The 13409-nt window shown below is 72.3% G+C and carries 13 protein-coding genes; 10 read left to right on the forward strand and 3 right to left on the reverse strand.

Translation table 11 applies throughout. The features are described from left to right. Positions 1–67: 67 nt before the first annotated feature. The 3 genes from F9C41_RS10330 to F9C41_RS10340 form a co-directional block, all read right to left on the reverse strand. The gene (locus tag F9C41_RS10330) at positions 68–1150 is read right to left on the reverse strand and encodes a Zn-dependent alcohol dehydrogenase (RefSeq protein WP_196279706.1); all 1083 of its coding nucleotides are present in this window, start codon (positions 1148–1150) and stop codon (positions 68–70) included. Beyond that, the gene (locus tag F9C41_RS10335) at positions 1147–2607 is read right to left on the reverse strand and encodes an aldehyde dehydrogenase family protein (protein ID WP_155386477.1); all 1461 of its coding nucleotides are present in this window, start codon (positions 2605–2607) and stop codon (positions 1147–1149) included. The genes F9C41_RS10330 and F9C41_RS10335 overlap by 4 nt, the downstream gene beginning before the upstream one ends. Positions 2608–2730: 123 nt before the next feature. Then, a complete protein-coding gene (locus F9C41_RS10340) occupies positions 2731–3417 on the reverse strand; it encodes a TetR/AcrR family transcriptional regulator (protein WP_155386478.1) in 687 nt (228 codons plus the stop codon). A gap of 88 nt (positions 3418–3505) precedes the next feature. On the opposite strand from F9C41_RS10340, the gene F9C41_RS10345 reads away from it, so the two are divergent. From F9C41_RS10345 to F9C41_RS10390, 10 genes are all read left to right on the forward strand, one after another. Next, complete coding sequence (locus tag F9C41_RS10345; RefSeq protein ID WP_155386479.1) at positions 3506–4654, forward strand: acyl-CoA dehydrogenase family protein; 1149 nt, start codon at positions 3506–3508, stop codon at positions 4652–4654. 90 nt (positions 4655–4744) lie between these two features. Next, positions 4745–5506, forward strand: coding sequence for a 3-oxoacyl-ACP reductase FabG (fabG, locus tag F9C41_RS10350; protein WP_155386480.1), 762 nt, complete (start codon positions 4745–4747; stop codon positions 5504–5506). Between the two features lie 29 nt (positions 5507–5535). Further along, entirely contained in the window at positions 5536–6708 is a 1173-nt protein-coding gene (locus F9C41_RS10355; protein WP_155386481.1) for an acyl-CoA dehydrogenase family protein, read from the forward strand. Beyond that, on the forward strand, positions 6705–7136 hold the full coding sequence (locus F9C41_RS10360; protein ID WP_155386482.1) for a hotdog family protein: 432 nt from the start codon (positions 6705–6707) through the stop codon (positions 7134–7136). Before F9C41_RS10355 ends, F9C41_RS10360 begins: the two co-directional genes overlap by 4 nt. Further along, positions 7133–8668, forward strand: coding sequence for a long-chain-fatty-acid--CoA ligase (locus F9C41_RS10365; protein WP_155386483.1), 1536 nt, complete (start codon positions 7133–7135; stop codon positions 8666–8668). The genes F9C41_RS10360 and F9C41_RS10365 overlap by 4 nt, the downstream gene beginning before the upstream one ends. Before the next feature lie 178 nt (positions 8669–8846). Next, a complete protein-coding gene (locus F9C41_RS10370) occupies positions 8847–9374 on the forward strand; it encodes a SigE family RNA polymerase sigma factor (protein WP_230689481.1) in 528 nt (175 codons plus the stop codon). Further along, positions 9371–10615: a hypothetical protein gene (locus F9C41_RS10375; RefSeq protein WP_155386485.1), complete on the forward strand. Its 1245-nt coding sequence runs from the start codon at positions 9371–9373 to the stop codon at positions 10613–10615. Before F9C41_RS10370 ends, F9C41_RS10375 begins: the two co-directional genes overlap by 4 nt. Before the next feature lie 141 nt (positions 10616–10756). Then, entirely contained in the window at positions 10757–11320 is a 564-nt protein-coding gene (locus F9C41_RS10380; protein WP_155386486.1) for a SigE family RNA polymerase sigma factor, read from the forward strand. After that, positions 11317–12549: a hypothetical protein gene (locus tag F9C41_RS10385; protein ID WP_155386487.1), complete on the forward strand. Its 1233-nt coding sequence runs from the start codon at positions 11317–11319 to the stop codon at positions 12547–12549. Before F9C41_RS10380 ends, F9C41_RS10385 begins: the two co-directional genes overlap by 4 nt. Positions 12550–12627: 78 nt before the next feature. Beyond that, positions 12628–13317 carry an HAD family hydrolase gene (locus F9C41_RS10390; protein WP_155386488.1) on the forward strand — a complete coding sequence of 230 codons (690 nt, stop codon included), beginning with the start codon at positions 12628–12630 and terminating at the stop codon, positions 13315–13317. Positions 13318–13409: the final 92 nt, after the last annotated feature.

Below are 13409 nucleotides of genomic sequence, written 5' to 3' on the forward strand. Positions count from 1 at the left end.
GGGGCCGACGGGAGCCGGGACGGCCGGGAGGCCGCACGCGTGGGCGTGCGGCCTCGGTCGGGAGCGGTCAGGGGAGGAGGATGACGGAGCGGGCGCCCTCGCCGCGGGACATGCGGGCGAAGGCCTCGGGGGACTCGTCCAGGGTGATCCGGTCGGTGATGAGCGCGGCCGGGTCGAGGTCGCCGGCGAGGACCTGGCGGGCCAGGTCGGGGACGTCGCGGTCGGGGTCGGAGTTGCCGTACACCGAGGAGCGCAGGGTCCGGGCGGAGTGGAAGATGTCCAGCGCCGCCAGGCTGACCATGTCGTCCTTGGCGCCCATGCCGACGACGGTCACCTGACCGCCGCGGCGGGTCGCCCGCCACGCGGCCCGGATGGTCGCCGACCGGCCCACGCACTCGAAGGAGTGGTCGGCCCCGCGGCGCTCGGTAAGGCCGCGGACCTGGGCGCTCAGGTCGTCACCCGATACCAGGAAATGGGTGGCCCCGGCGGACAGCGCCAGCTCGCGCTTGGCGTCGGAGACGTCGACGGCGATCAGCGGATCGGCGCCGGCGGCCCGCGCTGCCATCACAGTAGACAGGCCGACCCCGCCGAGCCCGATCACGAGCGCCGACTCGCCTGGCCGCACCGCGGCGGTGCGGTGCACCGCGCCTACCCCGGTGAGCACCGCGCAGCCGAGCAGGGCGGCGGTGGCGAACGGCAGCTCGGACGGCACCGGGATGACCGCGTGGTCGCCGACGACGACCTCCTCGGCCAGCGCCCCGAGGCCGAGCGTGACGTGCAGCGGCTCGCCGTCGGCGGTCGCGCCGCGGGCGGCGGTCGGTGCGCCCGCGGTCTCGCACAGCCACGGCTGCCCGTTGCCGCAGAACCAGCAGCGACGGCACGGCGGAGCCCAGTTCAGCACCACGTGCGTGCCGACGGCGACGGTCGCGTCCGGCCCGGCGGCGGTCACCACGCCTGCCGCCTCATGACCCAACACCAGGGGGTACGCGGGCGCGAGCGTCCCGTTCACCATGGACAGATCGGAGTGGCACACCCCGGCGGCGCGGATGTGCACCCGCACCTCCTTCGGGCCCGGCGGGGGCAGCAGGATCGGCTCGATCTCCAGCGCCGATCCGGGTCCGCGCCACAGCAGCGCGCGCACGGGGCTCATCGCTGGATCGCCTTCGTCTCGAGGAACTCGTCCAGCCCGTGGCGGCCGAGCTCCCGGCCGATGCCGGACTGCTTGAACCCGCCGAACGGGGCGAGCGGGTTGAACGCTCCGCCGTTGACGTCGACCGCGCCGGTGCGCATCCGCCGCGCGACGGCCAGTGCCCGTTCCTCGTCCCCCGACCACACCGCACCGGCCAGGCCGTACCGGGAGTTGTTGGCGATGGCCACGGCCTCGTCGTCGGAGTCGAACGGGATCACCACCAGCACCGGCCCGAAGATCTCCTCCTGGGCGACGGTGCTGTCGGGGTCCACATCGGCCAGCACGGTCGCTGCGACGAAGTGGCCCCGGTCCGGCACGGGCGCGTCGAGCCCGCCCGCGATCAGGCGCGCGCCGTCGGCGAGCCCCTGCGCGATGTAGCCACGTACGGTCTCGCGCTGCGCGGCCGAGGCCAGCGGGCCGAGCCGGGTGCTCCGGTCGAACGGGTCGCCGAGGGTCTGCCCGGCGGCGACCTCCGCGGCGATGGCGAGCGCCTGCTCGTACCGGGCGCGGTGCACCAGCATGCGGGTCCACGCGGTGCAGGTCTGGCCGGAGTTGAGGAACGCGTTCGCGACGCCGGTCTTCACCGCTCGGTGCAGGTCGGCGTCCTCCAGGATCACGTTGGCGGACTTGCCGCCCAGCTCCAGCGCGACCCGGGCGATGCGGTCCGCGGCCAGGTGCGAGATGCGCGCGCCGACCGCCGTGGAGCCGGTGAACGACACCATGTCCACGTCGGGGTGCGCCGCGATGGCGGAGCCGACCACCGAACCCGGCCCGGTGACCAGGTTGGCCACGCCCGGCGGCAGCCCGGCCTCGTCGATCGCGTCGAACAGCAGGTACGCCACCAGCGGGGTCAGGTCGGCGGGCTTGAGCACCACCGTGCAGCCGGCGGCCAGCGCCCCGGCGACCTTGGCCATGATCTGGTGCAGCGGGTAGTTCCACGGCGTGATCGCGCCGACCACGCCGACGGGCTCGCCGACGATCAGCGAGTTGCCGACGGTGTGCGTGCTCTCCGGCTGCCCGGCCAGCTCGACGTAGCTCCTCAGCACGGTCAGCGGCAGTCCTGCCTGGACCTTCGTGGCGATCCGCAGCGGGGTGCCCAGTTCGCGGGCCACGGTGGCGGCGATGTTCTCGGCGCGGGCCGACAGCGCCGCGTGCAGCCGGTCGAGATGTGCGGCGCGCTCCGCCGGGGCCAGCGCCGACCAGGGTCCGAACGCGGCCTTCGCGGCGGCGACGGCGCGGTCCACGTCGACGGTGTCACCGGCGGGCACGTGCGCGATGACCTGCTCGGTGGTGGGGTCCTCGACGGCGATCACGTCCGTGCCGTGCGGGGCGGTCCAGCGGCCGCCGATGAAGAGCTGGGTGCGGTCCGCGATCGGGGTGGTACGTCCCGGATGCGTCGCCGCGGCTGCCAGGTCCATGCTGTCCCTTCCCATCAAGCGGCGTCGCCCGCGACGCGGCACCCGGACGCGGACCCGATGGGGTGGTGACGGCGTCGTCGGCTGGCCGCGGCGCGAGCGGCCGGCACTCGCCGGGCCGCAAAACTAGCGCTGCAAGTTTCGACTGTAGTACGAGTCGGCCCGCGGCTCCAGAGGCGGGAGCGGGCCGACCGTGGCCTCGTACTCCCGGGCCAGCCCGTCGACCAGCGCGTCCAGGCCGAGCGAGAACGCGCCCTCGTCGACGCTGTGCTGGTGCTCGGCGAGGCGGTGGGCCTGGGACAGGTGGGGGTAGTGGGCGGCGTACAGCTCGGGGTCCTCGACGAAGCCGCGCGCGAACGAGCCCAGCGACGAGCCCGCGACCAGGTAGCGCATCACCGCGCCGATGTGCGTGGCGCGCGCGGGCGGCCAGCCGGCCTTAACCAGTCCGCCGTACACGGCGTCGGCCATGTGCAGCGCGGCCGGCCGCCGCCCCGGGCCCTGGGCCAGGTACGGGACGATGTTCGGGTGCGCGGTCAGCGCGTCGCGGTAGGAGTGCCCCCACCGCCGCAGCGCCTCGCGCCAGTCGTGCGTGGTGAAGAACGACACGTCCACGCCCGCGATCACCGCGTCGGCGACCGCGTCCAGGATCGCGTCCTTGGTGGCGAAGTGGTTGTACAGCGACGGCCCGCGTACACCCAGCTCGGCGGCCAGGCGTCGGGTGGAGAAGGCGGCCAGCCCGTCGGCGTCGATCATCGCGGCGGCGGTCTCCACGATGCGCTGCCGGCTCAACAGGGCCTGGCTGGGCCGGGGCATGGTCGGTTCTCCTTCGGTCGGTGCTGCCGCCAAACTCTGCCACAGCGGGGTCTGGACGAGATAAAACTTTCACCGCTAGTTTAATGCGGTGGACATGACACTGTCGCCGGAACACGCCGCGGTCCGCCGCCTCGCCGCCGAGTTCGTCGATCGCGAGGTCGTGCCGCACGCGGCCGAGTGGGACCGGCGCGAGAGCGTCGCCCGCACCGTCGTCAAGCAGCTCGGCGAGCTGGGCTTCCTCGGCCTGACCATCGCCGAGGAGCACGGCGGCAGCGGCGGCGACCACCTGGCGTACTGCCTGGTCCTGGAGGAGCTGGGCCGCGGCGACTCGTCGGTGCGCGGGCTGGTCTCGGTGTCGCTGGGCCTCGTGGCCAAGAGCATCGCGCGCCACGGCACGCCCGCGCAGCGGGAGCGGTGGCTGCCCGGCCTGTGCGGCGGGGACCTGCTGGGCTGCTTCGCGCTGACCGAGCCGGGCACCGGCTCCGACGCGGCGTCGCTGACCACTCGGGCGGTCCGGGACGGCGGGGACTGGGTCATCACCGGCTCGAAGATCTTCATCACGAACGGGACCTGGGCCGATGTCGCGCTGGTCTTCGCCCGCACCGGCGGGGGCGGGCCGCGGGGGATCAGCGCGTTCCTGGTGCCGACCGACGCGCCCGGCCTGACTCGGCGGGAGATCCACGGCAAGCTCGGGCTGCGCGGGCAGCCGACGGCGGAGCTGGTGTTCGACGGGGTGCGGGTGCCGGCCGACGCGCTGCTCGGCGAGCAGGGGCGCGGGTTCCATCTCGCCATGTCCACGCTGGACAAGGGGCGGATGTCGGTCGCGGCGGGCTGCGTGGGCATCGCGCAGGGCTGCCTGGACGCGGCGGTGGGCTACGCCAAGGAGCGCACCCAGTTCGGCAAGCCGATCGCGGCGTACCAGCTGGTCCAGCAGTTGATTTCCGATGTCGCGGTGGACACCGCGGCGGCCCGGCTGCTGGTGTGGCGGGTCGCCGACCTGGTCGACCGCGGGCAGCCGTTCGCGACCGAGGCGTCGATGGCGAAGCTGTTCGCCAGCGAGGCCGCCGTACGCGCGGCGAACAAGGCGCTGCAGGTGTTCGGGGGGTACGGCTACGTCGACGAGTACCCGGTCGGCAAGTACCTGCGCGACGCGCGCGTCACCACCCTCTACGAGGGCACCAGCCAGATCCAGCAGTTGTTGATCGGCCGCGCCCTCACCGGCGTGAACGCGTTCTGAAAGTCCAGCTCAGACAGGCATAGGCGTTAACAAGGGCACCTTCCTCTACGAATAGCGATGTGAAGGTGCCCTTCCTTTCAAGGAGGAGCTATGAGCAGCAGGTTCGGTGGGCGGGTTGCGATCGTGACCGGCGGGGCGCAGGGGATCGGGGCGGCTACCGCCAGGCGGCTGGCCTCGGAGGGGGCGACGGTTGCCGTCGTCGACCTGAGCGTCGAGAAGAGTGCGGCGCTGGCGAAGGAGATCACGGCGGCGGGCGGGACGGCTGCGGGTTACGGGTGCGACGTCACCGACGAGGCGGCGGTGCACGCGATGACCGAGCAGGTGGTGGCCGACTTCGGGCGGCTGGACATCCTGGTCAACAACGCGGGGATCACGCGGGACGATCTGCTGTTCAAGATGAGTTCCGCGGACTGGCACGCGGTGCTGAACACGAACCTGACCAGCATGTTCTACTGCTGCCAGGCGGCGCAGAAGCACATGGTCGCCGGGAAGTACGGCAAGATCGTCAATTTGAGCAGCCGGTCGGCGCTGGGCAACCGGGGGCAGGCCAACTATGCGGCGGCCAAGGCCGGGGTGCAGGGGCTGACCGCGACGCTGTCGATCGAGCTGGGGCCGTTCGACATCTGCGTCAACGCCGTTGCGCCCGGGTATGTGGCCACCGCGATGACCGCCGCCACCGCCGAGCGGGTCGGTTCGTCCGCCGAGGCGCACCAGCAGTGGGCGAGCGAGCACACCCCGCTGCGCCGGGTCGCCCAGCCGGAGGAGATCGCGTCCGTGGTCGCGTTCCTGGCCAGCGACGACGCCTCCTTCGTCACCGGGCAGACCCTCTACGTCAACGGCGGCGCGCGCTAAGCGAAGCACCACAACCGAAGGGAACCACAGTGGACTTCTCGCTCGACGACGAGCAGAGGGCGATCCGGGACACCGCCCGCGCCTTCATCCGCAAGGAGGTCGTGCCCCTCGAACACGAGCTGCTGCGCCGCGAACGCGCCGGAGAACCCGGCATCGAGCGGTCGGAGCTGCGCGAGCTGCAGCTCAAGGCGCGCAAGTTCGGCTTCTGGGGGCTGGCCACGCCGACCGAGCACGGCGGCATGGACCTGCCCGCGATCATGCAGTCGCTGATCTGGACCGAGATCGGGCACACCCTGGTGCCGTTCCGGTTCGGCGGCGAGGCCGACAACATCCTGTTCTACGCCAACGCGGAGCAGCAGGAGGAGTACCTCAAGCCCACCATCGAGGGCGAGCGCGTCTCCTGCTTCGCCATCACCGAGCCGGGCGCGGGCTCCGACGCGGCGAACATCAAGCTCAGTGCCCGCCAGGACGGCGACGACTGGGTCCTGAACGGCGAGAAGACCTTCATCACCAACGGCAACGAGGCCGACTTCGCCATCGTGGTCGCGGTCACCGACAAGGACAAGGGGGTACGCGGCGGCGGCACCACGGCGTTCCTGGTCGACCGGGCGATGGGCTGGCACTCGGAGTTCATCGCCACCATGGGCCCCGGCGGACCCGCGTCGCTGGTGTTCGACAACGTCCGGGTCCCGTCCCGCAACATCCTCGGCGAGATCGGGCAGGGCTTCGAGCTGGGCATGAAGTGGATCGGCAAGGGCCGCTACCTCATCCCGTCGCACGCCCTCGGCATCGGCGAGCGCGCCCTGCAGATGGCCGTCGACTACGCAAACACGCGGGTCACCTTCGGCAAGCCGATCGGGGAGAACCAGGCCATCCAGTGGATGATCGCCGACGCGGAGACCGAGCTGGAGGCCGCCCGCTGGCTGGTGCTGCGCGCCGCGTGGACCGTCGACCAGGGCGAGGATCCGCGCCACTCGTCGTCGATGGCCAAGCTCTACGGAGCCGGGATGATCAACCGGCTGGTGGACCGGGTCATGCAGATCCACGGCGGCATGGGCTACACCCGTGAGCTGCCCATCGAGCGCTGGTACCGGCAGGTGCGGCTGCTGCGCATCTACGAGGGCACCGACGAGATGCAGCGCCTGATCATCTCGCGGGACCTGCTGCGCGGGTACACGAAGATCGGGGGGCATCTGGCATGAGGGTGTTCGCGTCCGCCCAGGAGCTGGCCGCCGCGGTCGGCCAATGCATCGGTCCGGGCCCCTGGCAGCGCGTCGACCGGTCGCGGGTGGACGCGTACACCGACGCCACCGGCGGCGTCGACTGCATCGGCATCGGGTCGGCCACGCCCGGCTGGCTGACCCTGTCGATGCTGCCGCTGCTGGTCCGCGACGTGTACCGGTTCGACAACGTGCGCCTGGGCGTCGACTACGGGGTGAACCGGGTCCGTTTCCCGGCCCCGATCCCGGTCGGGGCCCAGGTGCGCCTTACCGCCCGCATCGCCGAGGTCGAGCCCGTCGACGGCGGCGTGCAACTGGTCGCGCAGCTCACCGTCCGCGCCGACGGCGAGGACAAACCCTGCTGCGTGGCCGAGACCGTCAGCCGTATCTACTTCGAGGAGGAGCTGTGAGCACGCTTTCCCTGGCCGCCGTCCTGGCCGAGGCCGCGCGCCGCCATCCCGCAAAGACCGCCGTGGTCGACGCGTTCGGCCGCGAGACCTACGCCGACCTGTGGCGGCAGGCGCTGGCCTACGCCGCCGGCCTGCGTGAACTGGGCGTCCAGCCCGGCGACGCCGTGGCGCTGGTCGCGCCGAACGTGACCGACTTCCCGCGCGCCTACTACGGCATCCTCGCCGCGGGCGGTGTCGTCGTCCCGGTGCACCTGCTGCTCACCCCGTCCGAGGCGGCGTACGTGCTGCGCGACAGCGGGGCGAAGCTGGTCGTCTGCCACAGCGGCATGCTCGCGCTCGGCGCGCCCGCCGCGGCCGAGGCCGGCATCCCGATCGTCAGCGTCGGCCCGCGCCCCGACGAGGGCGGACCGGAGCGGCTGGAGCAGGTCAGCTCGCGCGTCCCGGCGCTGCGCTCGTACGAGACCCGCTACCCGAACGACCCGGCCGTGATCTTCTACACCAGCGGCACGACCGGCAAGCCCAAGGGCGCCGTGCTCACCCACCTCAACCTGGTGATGAACGCGACCGTCAACATCTTCGACGCCAACGACGCCCGCCCCACCGACGTGGCGCTGGGCTGCCTGCCGCTGTTCCACACGTTCGGGCAGACCGTCGGCATGAACGGCACCTTCCGCATCGGCGCGACCCTGGTGCTGCTGGCCCGGTTCACCGGCGAGGCCGCGCTCGACCTGATGGTCCGGGAGAAGGTCGACGTCTTCCACGGCGTGCCGACCATGTACGTCGGCCTGCTCGAAGCCGCCGCCGGCCGGGCCGAGCTGCCGAAGCTGCGGCTGGCCATCTCCGGTGGCGCGTCGCTGCCGGTGGCCGTCCTGGAGCGGTTCAACGCCGCGTTCGACACCACGATCTACGAGGGCTACGGCCTGTCCGAGACCTCCCCGACGGCCACCACCAACCAGCCGCACTTCGGCGTACGTCCCGGCACCGTCGGCCACTCGGTCTGGGGCGTCGAGGTCGAGATCGCCCGCGCCGAGGTCGACGACCGCATCGAGCTGCTCGGCCCCGGCGAACTGGGCGAGATCGTGATCCGCGGCCACAACGTGTTCGCCGGCTACCTGGGCAACCCGGCCGCGACCGAGCAGGCCCTGGTCGACGGCTGGTTCCGGACCGGCGACCTCGGCACCAAGGACGCCGAGGGCTTCGTGTCCATCGTGGACCGCAAGAAGGACATCGTCATCCGCGGCGGCTTCAACGTGTACCCCCGCGAGGTCGAGGAGGTCCTGGCCCGCCACCCGTCCATCGAGCTGGTCTCCGTCATCGGCGTCCCCGACGACGTGCACGGCGAGGAGATCTGCGCCGTGGTCGTGCTGCGCCCCGACGCCGAACCCGTGACCGAGGACGGACTCATCACGTGGTCCCGCGACCTGCTGGGCAAGCACAAGTACCCCCGCCAGGTCCGCTTCCTCCCCGAACTCCCGATGGGCCCGAGCCACAAGATCCTCAAACGCGAACTCCGCCGTATGCTCACCGACTGACGAGCAGAAGGAAGGGCATCGTCGGCTCGCGTCAGCGAGACGAGCAGCAGCTCGGGACATCGCTATGAATGGTGGAAGGTGCCCTTCCTAACTTCTCCCGCAGGTTTTCCAACCCGTGCCCGGCATGCCGCCGTGTAGGTGGGGCGGAAGGTCGGGAAGACGAACGGGGAGGTGTCATGTGGCGGACGACGACGGGTTCCGCGAGTTCGTGCACGCGCGGCTGGGCAGGCTGTCGCGCATCGCGTACCTGCTGACCGGTGACCATCACGCGGCCGAGGACCTGCTGCAGAACGCGCTGGTCAAGCTCGCGTCACGGTGGTCGAAGGTGTCCGCGGGCGGCGCGCCGGACGCGTACCTGCGCAAGATCCTCTATCACGAGCACGTGTCGGCCTGGCGGCGCAACCGGCACCTGCGTGCCGAGTGGTCCACGGCGGAGCCGCCGGAGGGCGGCAGCGGCCGCGACATGGCCGCCGAGACGGTGCGCCGCCTGCTCCTGGAACAGGCGCTCGCCAAACTGACCCGCAAGCAGCGCGCGGTGATCGTGCTGCGCTTCGTCGAGGACCTGTCCGAGGCCGACGCCGCCACGGCGCTCGGCGTCACCGTGGGCACGGTCAAGAGCCAGACGTCGTATGCCCTGAAGCGGCTGCGCGAGCTGGCACCCGAACTGCACGTGCTGGTCAGGGAACCGAAGGAGGCCTGGGCATGACCGACTTGAACGAACTGCTGGCCGACATCGGCGACCGCGCCCGCACGTACGACGTCACGGAGCGGGCCCTGGTGCTGGGCCGCCGCCGGCGCAACAACCGCCGCCTCGCGGGTATGGGCGGGATCGCCGCGGTGGTCGCCCTGTCGATCCTGGGCGTCACGTACCTGCCTACCACGCAGGGCTCGCCGCCACCCCCGGCGGCCCCCTCGTCACCGGCCCCGGCCCTGTCGCCGACCACCCCGGCCGTGAACGTGGCCAAGTGCGTGCCGCAGCGCCTGCCGATGCCCAAGGGCTACCCGCCGAAGAGCGTGGTGACCGGCGGCGACCCCACCGGCCGTATCCTGGTCGGCCGGGCCTACCCGTACGACGGCCGGGACCGCCTCCTGATCTGGGAGGACGGCAAGGTCAAGGTGATCCGGCACGAGGGCGAGGACCCCGACTTCAGGGACGTCAGCTCCACCGGCATCGCCGTCGGATCCAGTTACGTCGACGGGGACGTCCAGGTCCCTTGGATCTACCAGGACGGCAGCCTGCGCCGGCTCAAGGGGCAGCACGCCGGGGCGACCGCCGTCAACGACAGCGGCGTCGCCGTCGGCGCGATGGACAAGGGCGGCGGCTCGGACGCCTGGCCCGTCATCTGGCGTACCCCGACGGCGGAGCCGGCTCGGCTGGAGGTGCCGGCCGGGATGACGGGCAAGGCGACCGGCATCGACGCCGGCGGCACGATCTCGGGCTGGGTGCGACCGCTGTCGCCATCGGCCGAGCGCGGGCAGAACCCGGTCGTGCCGGTGATCCCGAGCCGGGCGGTCGTCTGGCAGCCGGACGGCACGATGCGGGAGCTCAAGGTGCCCGACAGCATCGACGGCAACCCGGTCATCGCAGCCACGGCCGAGGACGTCCGCGACGGCCAGGTGGGCGGCACCCTGACTGCCGGCACCAGCCGGACAGACGTGCGCGAGTACGTCGTTCAGTGGAACCTCGCCACCGGTGAGGCGCGCTGGCACGTGGTGGCAAGCCGCGCCAAGGTGGTCAACGCGGTCGGGCTCGCGGTCTCGTGGGACCGGCATCCACTCCTGTTCCTGGAGCGGGCCTCCGTGCCGCTGCCGGACGTGGCGGGCGCCCCCGACGGCCACGCGGCGAATCCGGACGTGCGTCTGATCAGCGCGGACGGCCGCACCGTCGCCGGCTACCAGCCCGTCAACGGCGCCGGCCCCGTCGCCGTCGTCTGGCGCTGCACCTGACAAAGGAAGGGCACCTTCCCATCGGATTTCGTAGCGGAAGGTGCCCTTCCCAACTCTGTGGCCGAGGACTTCCAACTTTCGTGTCGTATGCCGCCGTCAGGTGAGGCGGAAGACCGGATACGAACGGGGAGGTGACGGCTGGTGGACGACGAAGGTTTCCGTGACTTCGTGCACGCGAGGCTGGGCTGGTTGTCGCGTATCGCGTACCTGCTCACCGGTGATCGCCATGCGGCGGAGGACCTGCTGCAGAACACGCTGATCCGGCTGTCCTCGCGGTGGTCGAAGGTGGTGGCGGCGGGCACGCCGGACGCGTACGTGCGCAAGCTGATGTACCACGAGCACGTGTCGGCCTGGCGGCGCGCCCGCCATCTGCGGGCCGAGTACACGACCGCGGAGCTGCCCGACGGGGCGGCCGGGCCGGACATGGCCGCCGAGACCGTGCGGCGGCTGCTGCTGGAGCAGGCGCTCGCCAAGCTGACCCGCAAGCAGCGTGCGGTGATCGTGCTGCGGTACTTCGAGGATCTGTCCGAGGCGGACGCCGCCGAGGCGCTCGGCGTGTCGGTCGGCACGGTCAAGAGCCAGACCTCGCACGCGCTGGCGCGGCTGCGCGAGCTCGCGCCTGAGCTGCACGTGCTGGTGAAGGAGCCGAACGAGCGCGCCGTCGGGGCCGTCCGCGCGCACAGCCGGAACGGGGTGACGGCATGAGCGACCTGAAGGAACTGCTGCACGCGATCAGCGACCACGCCGGGGTGTTCGACGTCACCGAGCGCGCCTTCGTGCTCGGCCGCCGACGCCGGACCAGGCAGCGCACGGCCTTCGCGGGTGCGGCCACGACCCTGGCCGTCACCGCCCTGCTGGTCGCGGTGAACCTGCCGGCCCGCCCGGCCCCCGAACCCGCGATCACCCCGGTCCCGTCGCCGTCGCCGTCCATGGTCGGCCCGTCGGCCTGCACCCCCGCGGAGCTGCCGCTCCCCGAGGGTGTCCGCAACGACGACGTCTTCAGCATCCACGGAGATCCCACCGGCCGGGTCCTGGCGGCGCGGGCCTGGGACGCCAAGGGCGCCGTCCTGGTGGTCTGGGTGGACGGCGCGTCCCCCACGGTCGTCCCGTGGCCGGACGGAGCCACCTCGGTCGACGCGGTCAGCTCGACGGGCGCCGTGCTGATGACCGTCGAGAACGGGACCAAGGGCGGCCGCGAGAAATCGAAGACCTGGGTGTATCGGGACGGCAAGGTCACCAGGCTCAGCGGCACGGGCGCGCTCGGCCTCGGGATCAACGCCACCGGCACGATCGTCGGCCTGGTCGCCGACAACCAGCTGGTGACCTGGTCCGATGCCGACGCCGAGCCGGTGCTCCTGCCCGTGCCGGACGGCATGACCGCGGCCGATCCAATGGCGATCGCCGATGACGGCACCATCGCCGCCCAGCTCTACGAAGGGCGGCTCGGCCCGAAACCGGCCTACCGCTACTCAGGCCCGGGCTGGGGATACGTCTGGCCGCCGGGTGGCTCGCCGCAGCGGCTCAGGGTGCCCGACACGCTCAACGGTCTCCCCGTCGACGCGTCGCGGGCCTTCGCCGTCGCCGACGGATGGGCCGCGGGCAACATCGGGGGCGGCAAGAACGAGGCGAGGCTGACCCGGCCGACCCGCTGGAACCTGGCCACGGGCGAGGTCGAAGTGCTCGCAGCAGCGGAGCGGGTCAGCCCGCACGGGTGGTCGATCGTGCGGAAGGCCGGCGCGCTGACGCTGGTGGGCTGGGGCACGGCGGTTCCCGTGCCGCCCATGCCGGGCCATCCGATTTCCCGAAACGGAGTGAGGGAACGCCTGAACGTCTATGTGGTCAGCCCGGACGGCCGCGTCCTGGCCGGGATCCAGGACGTCACACCGATGAACGGGCTGCCGGCATACCTGACACTGCGCTGGACCTGCCGGTGACCTTCCGCGGGCCGGGCACACGTCTGGTGCCCGGCCCGCGGCTTGACACCGGCCCCGGCCGCGTGGTCGGGTCGGGGGATGCAACGGCTGGTGCTCTGGGACATCGACCGCACGCTGATCGACGGCGGCAAGGTCGGCCGGGACGTGTTCGTCGCCGCGTACCTGGCGGTGGTGGGCAGCGAGCCGCCGCGGCTGCCGGAGTTCGGCGGGCGTACCGACCACTGGATCTTCACGACGGCGCTGGAGTGGCACGGCCGCGAGGTCAGCACGGAGATCGTGGCCGAGTTCTTCGCTCACCTGGCCGAGCACACCCGGGCACACCGGCCGCAACTGCTGGCCCGCGGTGCGGCGCTCGCGGGCGCGGCCCAGGCGCTGGCCGCGCTGGCGGTGGAGACCGGGGTGGTGCAGTCGGTGGTCACCGGCAACATCCGGGAAGCCGCGTACGAGAAGCTGTCCGCGTTCGACCTGCTCGGGCCGATCGACCTGGAGGTCGGCGGCTACGGCTGCGACGACGGGGTGCGTTCGGTGCTGGTGCGGCTGGCTCACGAGCGGGCGCAGGCCAAGTACGCGGCGATGCTGCCCGCGCGGCAGGTCGTCGTCATCGGTGACACCCCGCACGACATCGAGGCGGCCAGGGCCAACGGCGCGGTCGCGGTGGGCGTGGCGACCGGCTCGTGCACCGCGGACGAGCTGGTCGAGGCGGGCGCGGACGTGGTGCTGCCGTCGCTGGCCGACACCCCGGCGGTGCTGCGCGCGGCCCTGACCTGACCGGTCCGGCCCACGCCGGCCCGCTGCCCGTAGGCGTGTCGCGGCCATGCCGCCCGCCTCCTGAACCGGGGCTTATCGGTTCGACAGGCACC

Origin of the sequence: Catellatospora paridis (assembly GCF_009720365.1) — a bacterium.
GTDB lineage: Bacteria > Actinomycetota > Actinomycetes > Mycobacteriales > Micromonosporaceae > Catellatospora > Catellatospora paridis.

Excerpts from the sequence above, each read along its gene's own strand:
- F9C41_RS10330 (WP_196279706.1), bottom strand. The coding sequence starts at position 1,150 with ATGAGCCCCGTGCGCGCGCTGCTGTGGCGCGGACCCGGATCGGCGCTG.
- F9C41_RS10335 (WP_155386477.1), bottom strand. The coding sequence starts at position 2,607 with ATGGACCTGGCAGCCGCGGCGACGCATCCGGGACGTACCACCCCGATC.
- F9C41_RS10340 (WP_155386478.1), bottom strand. The coding sequence starts at position 3,417 with ATGCCCCGGCCCAGCCAGGCCCTGTTGAGCCGGCAGCGCATCGTGGAG.
- fabG (WP_155386480.1), top strand. The coding sequence starts at position 4,745 with ATGAGCAGCAGGTTCGGTGGGCGGGTTGCGATCGTGACCGGCGGGGCG.
- F9C41_RS10360 (WP_155386482.1), top strand. The coding sequence starts at position 6,705 with ATGAGGGTGTTCGCGTCCGCCCAGGAGCTGGCCGCCGCGGTCGGCCAA.
- F9C41_RS10375 (WP_155386485.1), top strand. The coding sequence starts at position 9,371 with ATGACCGACTTGAACGAACTGCTGGCCGACATCGGCGACCGCGCCCGC.
- F9C41_RS10385 (WP_155386487.1), top strand. The coding sequence starts at position 11,317 with ATGAGCGACCTGAAGGAACTGCTGCACGCGATCAGCGACCACGCCGGG.
- F9C41_RS10390 (WP_155386488.1), top strand. The coding sequence starts at position 12,628 with ATGCAACGGCTGGTGCTCTGGGACATCGACCGCACGCTGATCGACGGC.